This is a genomic window from Jiangella mangrovi (assembly GCF_014204975.1).
Lineage (GTDB): Bacteria > Actinomycetota > Actinomycetes > Jiangellales > Jiangellaceae > Jiangella > Jiangella mangrovi.
The window spans coordinates 811,754-827,021 of record NZ_JACHMM010000001.1; the positions used below are offsets into that span (position 1 = coordinate 811,754).

General features: G+C 71.8%; 12 protein-coding genes. 3 read left to right on the plus strand and 9 right to left on the minus strand.

Annotation, left to right across the window (positions count from 1 at the left end; translation table 11 throughout):
- Window positions 1-7 precede the first annotated feature (7 nt).
- Entirely contained in the window at window positions 8-1,300 is a 1,293-nt protein-coding gene (locus tag HD601_RS03715) for a sugar ABC transporter substrate-binding protein (RefSeq protein WP_184819457.1), read from the minus strand.
- Complete coding sequence (locus HD601_RS03720; protein ID WP_221440517.1) at window positions 1,297-2,349, minus strand: LacI family DNA-binding transcriptional regulator; 1,053 nt, start codon at window positions 2,347-2,349, stop codon at window positions 1,297-1,299. Before HD601_RS03720 ends, HD601_RS03715 begins: the two co-directional genes overlap by 4 nt.
- Before the next feature lie 62 nt (window positions 2,350-2,411).
- Between HD601_RS03720 and HD601_RS03725 the strand changes: the two genes are divergently transcribed.
- A complete protein-coding gene (locus tag HD601_RS03725; RefSeq protein ID WP_184819459.1) occupies window positions 2,412-3,545 on the plus strand; it encodes a glycoside hydrolase family 15 protein in 1,134 nt (377 codons plus the stop codon).
- Here the strand turns inward: HD601_RS03725 and HD601_RS03730 are convergent.
- Window positions 3,517-4,146 carry an AAA family ATPase gene (locus HD601_RS03730; RefSeq protein WP_184819461.1) on the minus strand — a complete coding sequence of 210 codons (630 nt, stop codon included), beginning with the start codon at window positions 4,144-4,146 and terminating at the stop codon, window positions 3,517-3,519. The two genes, HD601_RS03725 and HD601_RS03730, sit on opposite strands and share 29 nt — an antisense overlap.
- 7 nt (window positions 4,147-4,153) lie before the next feature.
- A complete protein-coding gene (locus HD601_RS03735) occupies window positions 4,154-4,492 on the minus strand; it encodes a zf-TFIIB domain-containing protein (protein WP_184819463.1) in 339 nt (112 codons plus the stop codon).
- A gap of 124 nt (window positions 4,493-4,616) precedes the next feature.
- Here HD601_RS03735 and HD601_RS03740 point away from each other — a divergent pair, with 124 nt between their 5' ends.
- Window positions 4,617-5,774: a hypothetical protein gene (locus HD601_RS03740; protein ID WP_184819465.1), complete on the plus strand. Its 1,158-nt coding sequence runs from the start codon at window positions 4,617-4,619 to the stop codon at window positions 5,772-5,774.
- The gene (locus HD601_RS03745) at window positions 5,771-6,319 is read left to right on the plus strand and encodes a hypothetical protein (RefSeq protein WP_184819467.1); all 549 of its coding nucleotides are present in this window, start codon (window positions 5,771-5,773) and stop codon (window positions 6,317-6,319) included. Before HD601_RS03740 ends, HD601_RS03745 begins: the two co-directional genes overlap by 4 nt.
- A 120-nt stretch (window positions 6,320-6,439) precedes the next feature.
- On the opposite strand, the gene HD601_RS03750 is transcribed toward HD601_RS03745, so the two are convergent.
- The 5 genes from HD601_RS03750 to HD601_RS03770 form a co-directional block, all read right to left on the minus strand.
- Window positions 6,440-6,934: a pyridoxamine 5'-phosphate oxidase family protein gene (locus tag HD601_RS03750; RefSeq protein ID WP_184819469.1), complete on the minus strand. Its 495-nt coding sequence runs from the start codon at window positions 6,932-6,934 to the stop codon at window positions 6,440-6,442.
- 10 nt (window positions 6,935-6,944) lie between these two features.
- The gene (locus HD601_RS03755; RefSeq protein WP_184819470.1) at window positions 6,945-7,853 is read right to left on the minus strand and encodes a MazG family protein; all 909 of its coding nucleotides are present in this window, start codon (window positions 7,851-7,853) and stop codon (window positions 6,945-6,947) included.
- Window positions 7,850-8,428 (minus strand): SurA N-terminal domain-containing protein, encoded by a 579-nt coding sequence (locus HD601_RS03760; protein WP_184819472.1) that lies wholly within the window; start codon window positions 8,426-8,428, stop codon window positions 7,850-7,852. Before HD601_RS03760 ends, HD601_RS03755 begins: the two co-directional genes overlap by 4 nt.
- 61 nt (window positions 8,429-8,489) lie before the next feature.
- Window positions 8,490-12,161 carry a transcription-repair coupling factor gene (gene mfd / locus HD601_RS03765; RefSeq protein WP_184819474.1) on the minus strand — a complete coding sequence of 1,224 codons (3,672 nt, stop codon included), beginning with the start codon at window positions 12,159-12,161 and terminating at the stop codon, window positions 8,490-8,492.
- A gap of 161 nt (window positions 12,162-12,322) precedes the next feature.
- Window positions 12,323-14,554, minus strand: coding sequence for an MMPL family transporter (locus tag HD601_RS03770; RefSeq protein WP_184819476.1), 2,232 nt, complete (start codon window positions 14,552-14,554; stop codon window positions 12,323-12,325).
- Between the last annotated feature and the right edge of the window lie 714 nt (window positions 14,555-15,268).

Here is a 15,268-nt window from a genome sequence, read left to right on the forward strand (position 1 = left end):
GGGGCTCCTACTGCAGCCCGGTCCCGATGGACGACGCCTGCGACTGCATGTCGGCGACGGCGTCAGCAGCGGGGATGGTGCCGCGCACGGCTGCCTCGACGTTGCCGTCGATGACCGTCGCGACCTGCTCCCACGTCGGGACGGCGGGCGGCGCCTCGGTCTGCTCGAGCTGCTCGCCGAAGACCGCGACCAGCGGGTCCTCGGTCAGCGGGCCGCCCTCCCAAGCGTCGGGGCGCGACGGCAGGCCGGTGGCGGTCTCGTACCAGCTCTGCTGCACCTGCGACTCGGTGAGGTACTGGACCAGCTTCCAGGCACCGTCCTTGTTGTCGGAGTCGGTGAAGACGGCCAGGTTGCCGCCGCCGACGAACGACGTGCCGGGCGCGTCGTCCTTGCCGGGCAGCGGGACGACGTCGAAGTTGTCCGTCGCGCCGGCGCCACGGACCAGGCCGATGTGCCAGGGCCCGGAGATGAACGAGCCGATGGCGCCGTCGGCGAACATCTGCTCCAGGGCACCCGGCTGCAGCACGGTGTCCTGCGACAGGCCCTCGGAGAAGTAGGACATGTAGTACTCGAGCGCCTCGGTCATCTCGGGGCTGTCGAGGGTGTAGGCGTCGCCGTCGGTCAGCGTGGCGTCGTTCTGCCAGGCGAACGGCATGAACGTCTGCCACGAGCCGGCCTGGCCGGGCTGCAGGTAGATGCCCTGCTGGGCACCCGCCCCCTGCAGGCCCTGCGCGAACGCCTTGAGGTCGTCCCAGCTGGCCGGCGGCTCGAGGCCGGCGGACTCGGCGAGGTCGGTGCGGTAGAACAGCGCGCGCGTCTCGACGTACCAGGGGACGCCGTAGGAGGTGCCGTCGACGACGGTGGACGCCCACGGGCCGGGGAAGAAGTCGTCCTCGGCGAACACGTCGGTCGGCGTGGCCTCGAGGCCGCCGGTCGCGGCGAACTCGCCCATCCAGGTGGTGCCGATGAGGCTCACGTCGGGGGTCTCGCCGGCCGCGATGGCGGTGGCGATGCGGTCGTGCGCGCCTTCCCACGGCACCGGGGTCACCTCGACGGTGGCGTCGGGGTTGGCCTCCTCGAAGTCGGCCAGGAAGTCGCCGAGGAGCTCGCCCTCGGTGCCCATGGCCCAGACCTCGATGGTGCCGGTGGCGGGGCCGTCGCTGATGTCGGCGGACGGGGCGGCATTGCCGTCGCCGCCGTCCCCGCCGGACCCGGAGTCGGAGTCGCGGCCGCAGGCGGTGAGGGCGAGGGCGGTGGCAGCGGCCAGGGCGGTCGCGGTGATGATGGGTCGTCGACTCATCGATGAGCCTCCTTCGAGTGCGGCCCGCAACTGCGGCGGACCACGAGCTGGGTGGTCAGGACGTCGTGACGTGGTTCGGAACGGTCCCCGCTGATCCGGGCGTCGAGCATCTGCGCCGCCCTCGCCCCCATCTCGCGCATCGGCTGACGGACCGTCGTCAGCCCCGCATAGCGCGCCGCCATGACGTCGTCCCACCCGGTGACGGCGACCTCCCCCGGTACCTCGATCCCCTCTTCGGCCAGCGCGACCGTGAGGCCGAGCGCCAGCTCGTCGTTCGCGCAGACGACCACGTCCGGCAGGCCGTCGGCGATGAGCGCGGCCGCCACGCGGGCGCCGTCGTCCTCTTTGAAGCCGGCCGGGATGGCCCGTTCCGGCACGTCGACCCCGGCCTGCGCGAGCGCGCCGCGGAACCCGGCCCAGCGCTCGGCGACGTCGGTGGAGTCGACCGGGTCGCCGAGGAACGCCATGCGGCGGTGCCCGTCGGCCAGCAGGTGGTCGACGACGGAGGTCGCGGCGACGACGTTCTCGGTGCGGACGGAGTCGGCGCCCTCGATCTCGGTGCGGGCCATGAGCACGACGGGGACGCCGCGCTGCACGATCTCGGCGACGACGTCGTCGTGCACCGTCCGCCCGAACACGGCCAGCCCGTCGACCCGGCCGGCGAGGTCGAGCACCATGTCGCCGGCTGACTCGCGGTTGTGCGTGCTGAGGATGAGCACCGAGCGGCCGAGCGTGGCGGCGACCTCCTCGTAGCCCAGGACGACCTCGGCGTAGAACGGGCCGGACAGGTCGGGGAAGACGATGCCGTTGGCGGCGTGCCTGCGCTCGGCCAAGGAGCGGCCGAGCTGGCTGGGCGTGAACCGGAGCTCCTCGATGGCGGCGTCGACCCGCTCGCGGGTGGCCGGGTGGACGAGGTCGCTGCCGCGGAGCGCGCGCGAGACCGTCGCCACCGAGACGCCCGCGTGCCGCGCCACGTCGCGGATGGTCACGCTGGCGCGAGCGGACGTGCGGCGACGCTGTCCGGTGCTCTTCTGCTCCGCGCTGTCCATGGTCTGGTCGCTCCTTTGGTACCGGTTACATAAACCGGTTACATCGGCTACATTCGGGCATCATGGCCGAGCCTGTCAACCCATTGTCCGTAGCCGATGCCGCTGACCTGCGACGACTCGCTCGGGTCAGCGTGTCGACCATCGCGGCGGCGCAGGATGCCTCCGGTGCGTACCCCGCGGCGGTGGGCTTCACGCCGTACGGGTTCTCCTGGTTCCGCGACGGCGCGTTCATCGCGGAGGGCATGAGCCGGGCGGGCGCCGTCGAATCGGCGACCGCCTTTCACGACTGGTGCGCGCGCGTGCTGTCGCGGGAGGCGCCGACGGTGTCCGCTCTGGTCGCGCGGGTGTCGGCCGGGTCGCAGCCGGCGGACGGTGAGCTGCTGCCGGCGCGCTACACCCTGGCCGGCGAGCGCCACGACGACGACTGGTGGAACTACCAGGTCGACGGCTACGGCACCTGGCTGTGGGCGTTGCGGGCACACCTGACGCGGTGGGGGCTTCCGGTGGAGCCGTACGCGCCGGCGGCCGAGACCGCGGTGCGCTACCTCGTCGCCGTCGGCGCCCGGACCTGCCGCGACTGGTGGGAGGAGCACCGCGACCAGACCCACGTCTCGACGCTGGCCTCGGTGTACGGCGGCCTGCGGGCGGCTGAGGCGCTGGGCGTGCTGGCGCCGGAGGCGTCGCGGGCGGCGTCCGATATCGCGGAGCTGGTCACGCGGTCGGGGACCTTCGAGGGCGCGTTGCGCAAGTGGCTGGGGTCGACGGCGGTCGACGCGAGCCTCGTGGTGGCGGGCGTGCCGTTCGAGCTGTACTCGCCGTCGGGCTCGGTGATGGCGGCGACGGTGGCGCGGGTGGAGTCGGAGCTGACGACGCCCGGCGGCGGGGTGCACCGCTACGTTGCCGACACCTTCTACGGCGGCGGGCAGTGGCCGATCCTGGCGGCGTTCCTGGGCTGGCACCACGCGGTGATGGGGTCGCGAGGGCGGGCAACGGAGCTGCTGCGGTGGATCGCCTCGACCGCCGACTCGTCCGGCTGGCTGCCCGAGCAGATGCCGCCGGTCCTCGCGCCGGACGTGCTGCCGGAGTGGCTCGAGCGGTGGGGCCCGAGTGCCCGGCCGCTGCTCTGGTCGCACGGCATGTACCTGGTGCTGGCGACCGAGCTCGGCGTCACTCCCGAGCCGACAGCCACTCACTGACAGCGCGCGCCGTCTGCTCGATCGGCACGCCGGTGGTGTCGAGCAGCGTCATCGGCGGGTCCATGGTGGCCGCGTTCGCGTCGATCCAGGCGGCGAAGTCGAGAGTCTCGGTGATCCGGGGCTCGTCCCACTCGCGCCACTTCGGTCGTGCGCGGAGGCGTTCGGCGAGCACGTCGGGATCGCAGGTGAGGCACAGGTAGTCGATGCGCTCGAACAGCGCCCGCTCCGGCAGGGGCTCGAACTCCGGCGGCACCACCGTCCCGCACAAGACCACAGGCCGGCGGCTCTGGTTGATCATCGCCGCCATGCGCAGCCAGGTGGACCGGAACGGCCGGTGCTCGGCGCCGTCGTCACGCAGCCCGGCGACCCACAGCACGTCCTGCTCGAGGACGACGAACCGGTCGGCCAGCCCGGGCTCAGCGGCGAGGAGGCGCTGGACGGTGGACTTGCCGGTGCCGCTCGGGCCCGTCAGGCAGTAGAGCGGGAGGCGCAGGATGGGCCACCGGTGGCCGCAATGGGCGCACCGGATGACCGCTTCCGTCTTCTCGACCTGCGGGTGGTCGGCGCGTTCGCCGCAGCGCTCGCAGATCAGCAGGTTCACGTCTCGATCAGTCGAAGAGCTGGTCGAAGATGCTGCGCTTGCGCTTCTTGCCGTAGCCGTAAGGGCTGGGCGAGTCGGAGTAGCCGCCGCGCCCGTACGGGGACGGGCTGTCGGGGCGGCCGCGGTACGGCTGCTGGTACTGCTGCTGCGGGTGCTGCGGCGGGGGCGCCTGGCGGCCGCCGTAGTCGAGGGGCGGCGGCGGCGCGTTGTACTGCTCCTCGGCGGCGACGATCTGCTCGAGCTCGCCCTTGTCGAGGAAGATGCCCTTGCAGTCGTCGCACTGCTCGACGTGCACGCCCAACCGGTCATACGTCTTCATCTGGCCGTTGCACTTCGGACAGGTCACGGATCTCGTCCTTTCGCCGACGACGTCGTCGTCGTAGCTGATAGTCGTTATCTGGTGACAACGCTACCGGTCTGGCCAGGGTTCCGGGCCGTCCGGACTGCATCGGCGCAAGGTGGCCGGTAGCGTGGCGGAGGTGACGCAGCCTCCCGCGCAGCCGCCGGAGCGCGGTGCCCTGCGTGCGGCCATCGAAGGCCTCCTCCGCACCTGCGTCGACCTCGAGCGCCAGGCGGAGGGTGCGAGCGCCGACGCGGCGAAGCGGGTGCGCGGCATCGCCGAGACGCTGTCCGCCGTGCACGTCCCCGGGACCGTCCTCGACGTTCCCGCTCTCGTGCAGGAGATCAGCGGTGTCGGCCGGCAACTGGACGCGGACCTGAACGGGCAGCTCGCCGAGGCCCGGCGACCGCTGGTGACGGAGATCCACGCCCTGCTCGCCCTGCTCGCTCCCTGGCACGGGTTGACGGCGCCGCCGCCGCTGGTCCCGGCCGGCCCGCTCGCGCAGCTCCCCGACCACTTTCCGCCCGGCTTCGCGCACGACTACGTCGACGACCTGCTCGGCACCGTCGATACCAGCGTCACCCTGACCGCACAGACGGCCAACCAGGTTTCCGTGCCGTCAGAAGAACTCATCGATGCCGTGCCGGGATCGGTCGGTGGTCACCTACCGGACACCGACCGGCTGGAGGGCATCGCGATGCTCAAAGGCAGCGATTGTCACGCCGTGGAACGGCACGGCCCCCACATCCCGTTGCAGGCCCAGCTCGCACGCTTGCTCTGGCTGAAGGATCCATCGGGGCACGGGCCATGGCAGCTCCTGCCGGACGGTGGCGCTGAGTCCGACCACCGATGTGGACCCATCGCGGGTGGATTCGCCTCCGCCGAGGCGATGGCCAAACCACTCGAGGCGATCCTTCGATGGGCGCGTGTCCACGCCGGTGGCTTGGACGAGCTGCTCACGAACAACACCAAGGCGAAGACCAAGCGCATCAGCATCCACGTGAGCGCGACATCGGCCGGCCTCGCAGCCGGCGACACGCACGGATACCGAGGCACGGCGACATCGAGCCGTGCCATGGCGGACGATTGGCTGGATGCGCGCACGTACGCGATGGCCCACGGTGCACCACCCGTGTACGCGGTGCCCTACGACCCCATCGCCGAAGGCGATGATCCGGGAGTATTTCTCCAGTTCAAGCGACTCGGGACGACGAGCTGGGCGCTCGTGACGTGCTACCCGGTCGGCGAGCGAAACCCGAACTGCAAACGCATGGAGGACCTCACATGACCCCGCCGAGCGAGAACTTCAAGGAACACTTCGGCGGAGGATTCGGCCTGGCCGATGAGACGCCGGAGGCCTACATCGAGGAGTGCGAAGAGGCCGCCGCCAGGTTGGAGGACGACGAGGACGGCTCGTTCCACGCCTTCCTTGACGAGTTCGCCCGCCACATCCGCGATTCGTCCTATCCGCCGCACCGCGTCGCCGACTCGCAATGGATCACCGACGAGTGGCTCCGCAACATCTGGTACGACGCGTTCGGTCCGGAACCATCGCCCGGCGACCCGTACCCCGTGCCCGCGGAGGACTGGGGCCGTCGCCGTCGCACGCCCTACATGACGTACGCCGTCAACCGGCGGCCGGAACTCAGTTCGCCCGGTGTGCCGGACTGGCTAGAAGCCCGCGGCCTGACCTTCGATGATGCGAACGCCGGGATCGGTATCTCACTCAGCGGCCAGTTCGCGAGTGCACGACCGGCGCCGGAGGGGTGGCTGGAGCGGCTGCACGACCTCACCGCGCGCGGGCTGCGCGCCGAACAGCCGGGCGAGCGCTAGTCGAGCCCGCGCTCCGGTCAGCAGAGTCCATCATCGACGTGTAGACGCTGAGGCCAAGCTGTTGGCATCAGCGTCTACACGTGCGACAAGTACTCTGCCGCCCCCGGCGAGCGCTAACGGTCAGAAGGTGTAGCGGGTCTGGCTGTACGGCTGCTTGGTGAAGGCCAGCACCTTGGCCGGGGTCAGCGCGAAGACCACGGCCTGGTGGTCCGGGTTGCCCTCGTCGAGGAACACGCCGTCGCCGACGGTGAAGTGCCAGCCGATCTTCTCCATCCAGAGCGCGGCCAGGCGGGCGAGCTGGTCGTTGCCGGTCTCGCGGGCCACCGGGCCCTCGACCACGACGTCGATGCCCGACCGGAACGCGTTGGTACCGGTGGTCAGGGCCACGTCCTGGTTGACCTCGATGTTCTTCGCCTTCTGCTCGTGCGCCCCGGTGCAGAAATGCAGCCTGCCGTCCAGCCACATGGCCGGCAACGGGGCCACGTGCGGGCGGCCCTCGCGGCGCACCGTGGACAGCCAGAACATCTCCGCCGACTCGATGACCTCGAGCGCCCGCTCCCAGGGCAGGGCCTCGGCCTGGGGATCACTGAACTCCGCGACGAGCGCTGTCTCCATGAACAGCACCCTAGACGGGGCGACCGACAGACTCCGCGGCCTTGACGGCGTCGATGTAGCGGCGGGCGGCGTCGCGGAGGGCCTGTTCGGGGTCGAGTCCGTGCTCGCGCCCGGCCGCGGCCAGCGCGAACAGCGCGTCCCCCAGCTCGTCCGCTGACGACGGAACGACCGGCGGAGACGAGACCTGCACCGGCACGCCGGCCTTCTCGACCCGGTGGACGAGCTTCGCGGCAAGCGACAGCGCGGGCTGGGCGAGCGGCACACCGTCGACGGCGGAGGAGCGGTTCTTCTCCTCGCGCTTCAGCCGCTCCCAGCGCTCCCCCACGTCGGAGGCGGACGACGCCTCGGCGTCGCCGAAGACGTGCGGGTGCCGGCGGACCAGCTTGTCGGCGATGCCGGCCGCGACCTCGTCGATCCCCCACGGACCGGACGGGCGCTCCTGCGCCAGCCGCGCGTGGAACACCACCTGCAGCAGCAGGTCGCCCAGCTCTTCACGCAGGTCGTCGTCGTTGCCGGACTCGATGGCCTCGAGGGTCTCGTACGTCTCCTCGAGCAGGTACGTCGCCAGGCTGCGGTGGGTCTGCTCGGCGTCCCAGGGGCAGCCGCCGGGCGAGCGGAGCCGGTCCATGACGGCGACGAGGTCGAGCAGCCGCGACCCCGGCAAGTCCTCGGACCCGACCACGACGGTCGCATCCGCGAACTCGGCACCATCGGAACCCGGCGGAAGCAGCCACACACCGTCAGCGGGCGGCGCAGCTGCCACCGTCACCGGAACACCGGCCGCACGCAACGGCGCGACCTGCGGGTGCGACTCGTCGGCGACGTAGACCGCGGCGGCCGAGCGCAGCACCTCCCACGCGTCCGCCGACAACAGCCCGGGGGCGACCCGCGGGCTGGTGACCAGCAGGACCAGGCTCACGAAGCCGGTTCGGAGATCGACCCGGTGTCGGCGCTGACGGCGATGTCGTCGCCCCAGGTGCCGAAGCGCGGGTTGACCTCGACGCCCATCTCGGTGCCGAGGTCGGCGAGGGTCTGGGTGAGGACGGCGTTGTCAGCGCCGGTCTCTTCAGCGAACGACTGCGCGATGAGCTGGTCGGCGACGGCGGCGCGGAAGCCGGCATCGGTGTAGCCGGCCTGCGCGATCGCCGCGTCGAGGTCGCCGCCGGGGGCCTGGGCCGCGATGCCCTCGATGGCGTCGTCGATGTCGGCCTCGGTGACCTCGAGGTCCTCGTCCTCGGCCAGCCGCAGGAAGATCTGGTGCTGGATGTGGCGAGTGAGGAGGGTCCGCTGGAACGCCGGCATGCCGCCCGCGGCCTCGACGTCGAAGCCCTCGAGTCGCTGCACGTGCTCGACCTCGTTCTGCAGGTCGTCGACGGTGAACCGGTCGCCGTCGATGACGACGGCGGAGCCGATCTGCTCGGAGTCGCACGCGGTCAGCGCGACGGCGCTGGCCGCGGCGAGGGACGCGATGACGATGCGTCGGATGGTCGACACGGTGATCCTCTTCGTCGGTACTCGAGTTCGGCTACGCGGATGGACGATGCCCGCGCGCATCCTATCCAGCCCTGCTTCCGGCCCGGTCGGGCTGGTGGGCGATGACGTCGTCGATGACGGTCTTCGCCCAGGCCAGGAGCTCGACGCCGCGCAGCTGCGGCCCGCCGATCTGGGTCGGCCGCGGCCGGGGCACCAGCATGGTGCCGACGGCGTCCTTGACCAGCGACTTCGGGTACAGCCGGCCGAGGCGCACCCGCTGCCAGTCGGCCAGCTCGACGTGCGCGAACCGGATGTAGGTGCCCTGGACGGTGACCTCGGAGAGTCCCGCCCGCCGCGCGTGCGCCCGGAACCGGGCCACGGCCAGCAGGTTCTCGACCGGCTCCGGCGGCGGGCCGTAACGGTCGGCCAGCTCCTCGAGCACGGCGTCGACGGCGGCGTCGTCGGCCGCCTCGGACAGCCGCCGGTACGCCTCGAGCCGCAGCCGCTCGCTGGCGACGTAGTCGTGCGGGATGTGCGCGTCGACCGGCAGCTCGATGCGGACCTCGGGCATCGCCTCGGCGCCGTCGCCGCGGTAGTCCGAGACCGCCTCGCCGACCAGCCGCACGTAGAGGTCGAACCCGACGTCGGCGATGTGGCCGGACTGCTCGCCGCCCAGCAGGTTGCCGGCGCCGCGGATCTCGAGGTCCTTCATGGCGACCTGCATGCCGGCGCCGAGGTCGGAGTGCTGCGCGATGGTGGCCAGCCGCTCGTGCGCCTCTTCGGTCAGCGGCGTCTCACGCGGGTAGAAGAAGTACGCGTAGGCCCGCTCGCGGCCACGCCCGACGCGCCCGCGCAGCTGGTGCAGCTGCGAGAGGCCGAGCCGCTCGGACCGGTCGACGACGAGGGTGTTGGCGTTGGAGATGTCGAGGCCGGTCTCGACGATGGTCGTACACACCAGGACGTCGATCTCGCGGTGCCAGAACGCGTTGATGACCTGCTCGAGCGCGTGCTCGCCCATCTGGCCGTGCGCCGTCGCCACCCGCGCCTCGGGCACCAGCTCGCGCAGCCGGGCCGCGACCTTCTCGATGGTCTCGACCCGGTTGTGCACGAAGAACGCCTGGCCGTCGCGCATCAGCTCGCGCCGGATGGCCGCGCCGACCTGCTTCTCGTCGTAGCCGCCGACGTAGGTGAGGACGGGGTGGCGCTCTTCGGGCGGGGTGGTGATGACGCTCATGTCGCGGATGCCGGTGATGGACATCTCGAGCGTGCGCGGGATCGGCGTCGCCGACATGGTCAGCACGTCGACGTTGGCGCGCAGGTGCTTCAGCTTCTCCTTGTGCTCGACGCCGAAGCGCTGCTCCTCGTCGACGATGAGCAGGCCGAGGTCCTTGAACCGGACGTCGCCGGTGATGAGCCGGTGGGTGCCGATGACGACGTCGACGCTGCCGTCGAGCAGCCCCTCGATGGTCTCGGCGGCCTCGCTGTCGGACTGGAACCGCGACAGCGCCCGGATGGTGACGGGGAACGGCGCGAACCGCTCGGAGAACGTGGCGAGATGCTGCCCGACCAGCAGCGTGGTGGGCACGAGCACGCCGACCTGCTTGCCGTCCTGCACCGCCTTGAACGCGGCCCGGACGGCGATCTCGGTCTTGCCGTAGCCGACGTCGCCGGCGATGACGCGGTCCATGGGGATCTCGCGCTCCATGTCGGCCTTGACCTCGTCGATGGTCGACAGCTGGTCGGCGGTCTCGACGTAGGGGAAGGCGTCCTCGAGCTCGCGCTGCCAGGGGGTGTCCTGGCCGAACGCGTGCCCCGGCGCGGCCTGGCGCGCGGCGTACAGCTTGATCAGCTCGGCCGCGATCTCCTTGACCGCCTTGCGGGCGCGGCCCTTGCGCTTGGCCCAGTCGCTGCCGCCGATGCGGTCGAGGTGCGGGGCGTCGCCGCCGACGTACTTGGTGACCTGCTCGAGCTGGTCGGTCGGGACGTACAGGCGGTCGGCCGGCTGGCCGCGCTTGGACGCGGCGTACTCGACCACGAGGTACTCGCGGGTGGCGCCCTGCACCGTCCGGCTGGTCATCTCGACGTACCGCCCCACGCCGTGCTGGTCGTGGACGACGTAGTCGCCTGGCTTGAGCTGGAGCGGGTCGACCTGGTTGCGCCGGCGGCTGGGCATGCGGGTGGTGCCCTTGGTGGACACCCGCTGGCCGGTGAGGTCGTCTTCAGTGAGGACGGCGAGCGCTGCGGCCTGGGCGACGAAGCCGTGCTTCAGCCCGCCCGTGGTGACGAGAACGACGCCCGGCTCCGGCGCGGTGTCGACGTGCTCGGTGTAGCGGGCGGGCACCTCGGACTCGCCCAGGACCTCGACGACGCGCTCGGCGGTGCCGTGGCCGCCGGTGACGAGGACGGCGCGGCCGCCGGTGGCCAGCCAGCCGGAGAGGTCGGCGACGGCGCGCTTGGTGTCGCCGCGGTAGGTCTCGGCCGGGCGGACGTCGAGCTCGCGGGTGTCGACGGCGCCGGCGGTGACCATGTCCTCGCCGAGGTCGACGGCGTACAGGTCGGCGTCGAGGTCCTCCTTCTCGGCACGCGCCGGACGCGCGCCGTCGCCGTCGGGACCGCTGACGCCGTCGGCCGAGCCCAGCCCGAACGAGCTGAGGCTCCACCACGGCAGCCCCTGGCGGATCGCCTGCGCCCGGACGTCGCCGAGCGTGTGGTACGCCGCCGCGCCGAGGTCGATGGGTGCCTTGCCGCCGCCGGCCGCCGCCGCCCACGACGCGTCGAGGAACTCCTGGCTGGTGGCGACCATGTCGTGCGCCCGGGTTCGGACCCGCTCGGGGTCGCAGACCAGCACGTGGGTGCCGGCCGGCAGCAGGTCGACGAGCATCTCCATGCGGTCGACCAGCACGGGCGCCAGCGACTCCATGCCCTCGACGGCGATGCCGGCGGCGATCTTCTCGAGCATCTCGCCCAGCTCGGGGTGGGCGTCGGCGAGCGCGGCCGCACGCCGGCGGACGTCGTCGGTCAGCAGCAGCTCGCGGCACGGCGGCGCCCACAGGCCGTGCTCGGCGACGTCGGTCGAGCGCTGGTCGGCGACGGTGAAGTACCGCACCTCCTCGACGGTGTCGCCCCAGAAGTCGACCCGCAGCGGGTGCTCCTCGGTGGGCGGGAAGACGTCGACGATGCCGCCGCGGACGGCGAACTCGCCCCGTCGTTCCACGAGGTCGACGCGCACGTACGCGGCCGCGGCCAACTGCTCCACGACGGAGTCGAGGCTGACGTCGTCGCCGGGGCGCAGTGCGACGGGACGGAGGTCGGCCAGGCCGGCGACCTGCGGCTGCAGCACGCTGCGCACCGGCGCGACGACCACCTTGACCGGCCCGCCGGACTCGTCATCGGGGTGGACCAGGCGGCGCAGCACCGCCAGCCGGCGCCCGACGGTGTCGCTGCGCGGCGAGAGGCGCTCGTGCGGCAGCGTCTCCCAGGCCGGGTACTCGACGACGGACTCCGGCGGCAGCAGGCAGCGCAGCTCGGTGGCGAGGTCCTCGGCCTCGCGCCCGGTGGCGGTGACGGCGAGCACCGTCCGGCCCGCACCCACGCCGTCGGCCGCGATGGCGCCGGCCACGAACGGGCGCAGCGCCGGCGGCGCGGTGAGGTCGAGGGCGGTGACCGCGCCCGTGCGCGCGTCGGCGACGGCCGAGCGCAGGGTGGGGTCGCCGTCGTCGCCGAGCAGGGCGGACAGCAGGCCGCTGAGACTCATGTGGACCTTCCGGGCACGCAGACATGCCCCCCACACCTGCTGGGGTGGGGGGTACTACGAGCTTACGACGTCTCGCCGACAGAGTCGCGACCCTCGACTCATGATCATGTCCCCTCGCGGCGCCGCAGCGACCGCGAGGGGACATGATCATGGAAACGGCGTCAGTGATCCAGTGCCGGAAGGCGCTTCAGCGGCTTCGGGAGCCACCAGTTGCGCTCCCCCAGCAGCACCATGATCGACGGCAGCAGCACTGCCCGGACGATGGTCGCGTCGATGAGGATCGCCGCGGCCAGGCCCACGCCCATCTGCTTGAAGTCGATGGCGCCGAGCGTCGCGAAGATCGAGAAGACGGCGACCATGACGATGGCAGCGCTGGTGACGACGCCGGCGGAGCGGATGATGCCGGTGCGCACCGCCTCTCGCGTCGTCATGCCGGCCTTGGCGCCCTCGCGGATCCGGCTGACGACGAACACGTGGTAGTCCATCGACAGGCCGAACAGGATCACGAAGAGGAACAGCGGCAGCCAGGTGATGATCGCGCCGGTCGACTCGAAGCCCAGCAGCCCCTCGGCCCAGCTGTTCTGGAACACCAGCGTGAGCAGACCGTAGGACGCGGCGACGGATAGCAGGTTCAGGCCCGCCGCGGTCAGCGCCACGGCCAGCGACCGGAACGCCATCACCAGCACGACGATGGTCATGAGCAGGACGAACCCGATGACGATCGGCATCCGGTCGGCCAGCAGGCCGCGGAAGTCGACGTTGCCCGCCGTCATGCCGGTGACGCCGCTTTCCGTGTTGGGCAGGTCGTCGAAGGCGGCCGGGACCAGGTCGTCGCGCAGCGTCTGCAGCGAGGCCTCGGCGCGGTCGTCGTCGTGCTCGTACGGGACGGGGACGGTGATCTCGGCGACGGAGCCGTCGACCGAGTAGTCGGCGACCAGGCCGTCGGCCGCGGCGAACTCCGGGTCGGCGGCGACGGTGTCGCTCAGCTGCGCGACGGCGGCGTCGACGGCGTTCTGGTCCAGCGGCGAGCCGTCGGGCGTCCAGACGCCGATGTCGTGCGCGGCGCCCTCGGACGGGAACGCCGTCGTGATCGCGTCGTAGGTCTGCACCGCCGGCACGTCCTTGGACAGGTCGGAGATGCCGGGCTGCGAGAGCTTCATGCCGATCGCCGGGGCGGCCAGCGCGAGCAGCGCCAGCAGGCCCGCCGTCAGCGCCGTCTTCGGGTGCCGCAGCACCGGGCCGAGGATGGCGCGCCACACGCGCGGCTCGCTGCCGTCGCGCTTGCGCAGCCGCCACAGCAGCGGGATCCGCGGCCGGTCGATCCAGCGGCCGAAGATCGAGAGCAGCGCCGGCAGCGCCGTGACGGAGCCGACGACGGCCACCGCGACGACCAGGATGGTGCCCACGGCCAGCGACTGGAAGGTCGCCTCGCCGGCGAAGAACATGCCGGCCATCGCGATGATGACGGCGAGCCCGGACACGACGACCGCGCGCCCGGACGTCGCGGCGGCGACCGCGACCGCGTCCATGGTGCCGCGGCCCTTCTCGCGCTCCTCGCGCTCGCGGCGGACGTAGAACAGCGAGTAGTCGACGCCGACGGCCATGCCGACGAGCAGCACGACCGACGCCAGGATGTCGGTCGACGGCACCACGTACGACGCGAACGCCGAGAGTCCCATGGCCGCAACCACCGACGACAGCGCCAGCAGCACCGGCACCGCGGCGGCGATCAGCGCGCCGAACACGACGAGCATGATGAGCAGACTGACCGGCAGCGACAGGTACTCGGCGCGCTGCAGGTCGTCCTCGTAGACCTTGTCCAGCGCGTCGCCCAGGCTCGCGTCGCCGACCTGGCCGACGACGAGGCTCTCATCGCTGCTGGCGTCGATGGCTTGGCCGATCTCGGCGGCGGCCGCGCTGGCGGCGTCCTCCTCCTCGGCGTCGGTCCCCTCGGGGACGTCGAGCGTCACCTCGTAGAGGGCCGCGGTGCCGTCCTCGGACACCTGCGGCTCGCCGACGGATGCGACGCCGGGTGCGGCGGCCAGGTTCGCGGTGAGCGTGCCGACAGCGTCCGAGCCGGTGTCGACGGCGCCCCCGCCGGCCGACTGGACCAGCACGGACTCGGTGACCGGGTCGTCGAAGTCGGCCTGCATGAGCGCCTTGTCGGCACCGGCCGAGGCGCCGACGCCGCTGTCGCCGTCCTCCACCTCCTTCGTGCCGACGGCGCCGCCACCGACGATCGCGGCGGCGACGAAGGCGAGCCAGAGAACGAGGGCCAGCCACTTGTGGGTCGCACTCCAGCGGGCGACGCGCACGACGAGGCCGCGGCTGGGCGGCGGAGGCAGTGGCGGGGTCGGTGCGGGTGGCCGGTCGAGCGGCAGGGTCGTGGTCATGGTGCGTCCCGTCGGCAGAGTCGGTGAGGTCGGTCTCACTCTCGCCGGGACGGGAACTCGCGGTAACCCGGAAAGCCCCCGATTCGCCCTGGGGGAATCCCCCGGTTCCTTGCTGGGGACAACCCAGAGACCGGGCCCTGACCAGCTAGTTCTTCACTCTGCCTCAGGGCAGGCCGGGGTGATGAGGTTCTGCCGGGTGGTGGCGGGGCTCCCCGTCCCCCTGCTGCCCAGTCTCTTAGCCGCGCAACCGCGCCTCAAGTCCGACGATAGAGGCGCTTCGCGCCGGAGAGACGGACTTGACCCGCGGTCCCGCGGCCAAGAACCTGGCAGCTATCAGGGGACGGGGAGACCCTGGGCACGCCTCGCGGTTTCCGTGTCCGTTTCGTCCCGCCTTGGTGGCCTGTGGACAGCGATGATCATCAACGATCCGCTACATCATGAGGCTTACGCGAGCCTCAACACGGTTGTAGGCGTGATGAGGCTCGGGTAAGCGTGGTGGGCGGCCCAGAAAACGCCCCCCAAATCCCACATCGTGGACGTCAGCAGGCACGCCGACCCCGCACCCGTCGCCAGACTCCCCCGTCCCCCTGATAGCTGCCAGAGTTCTTGGGCCGCGCGGGTGCGGTCAAGTCCAAGCGCCCCCAGCACAGCAGCGACTCAACACCAGAGCGCGCGGACTTGAGGGCACCCGCGCGGCTTAAGAGAATGGGCAGC

What these genes read in the sequence shown, in the direction of transcription:
- HD601_RS03750 (WP_184819469.1), bottom strand. Translation starts at nt 6,934, where the DNA reads ATGGAGACAGCGCTCGTCGCGGAGTTCAGTGATCCCCAGGCCGAGGCC.
- HD601_RS03725 (WP_184819459.1), top strand. Translation starts at nt 2,412, where the DNA reads ATGGCCGAGCCTGTCAACCCATTGTCCGTAGCCGATGCCGCTGACCTG.
- mfd (WP_184819474.1), bottom strand. Translation starts at nt 12,161, where the DNA reads ATGAGTCTCAGCGGCCTGCTGTCCGCCCTGCTCGGCGACGACGGCGAC.
- HD601_RS03720 (WP_221440517.1), bottom strand. Translation starts at nt 2,349, where the DNA reads ATGGACAGCGCGGAGCAGAAGAGCACCGGACAGCGTCGCCGCACGTCC.
- HD601_RS03715 (WP_184819457.1), bottom strand. Translation starts at nt 1,300, where the DNA reads ATGAGTCGACGACCCATCATCACCGCGACCGCCCTGGCCGCTGCCACC.
- HD601_RS03770 (WP_184819476.1), bottom strand. Translation starts at nt 14,554, where the DNA reads ATGACCACGACCCTGCCGCTCGACCGGCCACCCGCACCGACCCCGCCA.
- HD601_RS03745 (WP_184819467.1), top strand. Translation starts at nt 5,771, where the DNA reads ATGACCCCGCCGAGCGAGAACTTCAAGGAACACTTCGGCGGAGGATTC.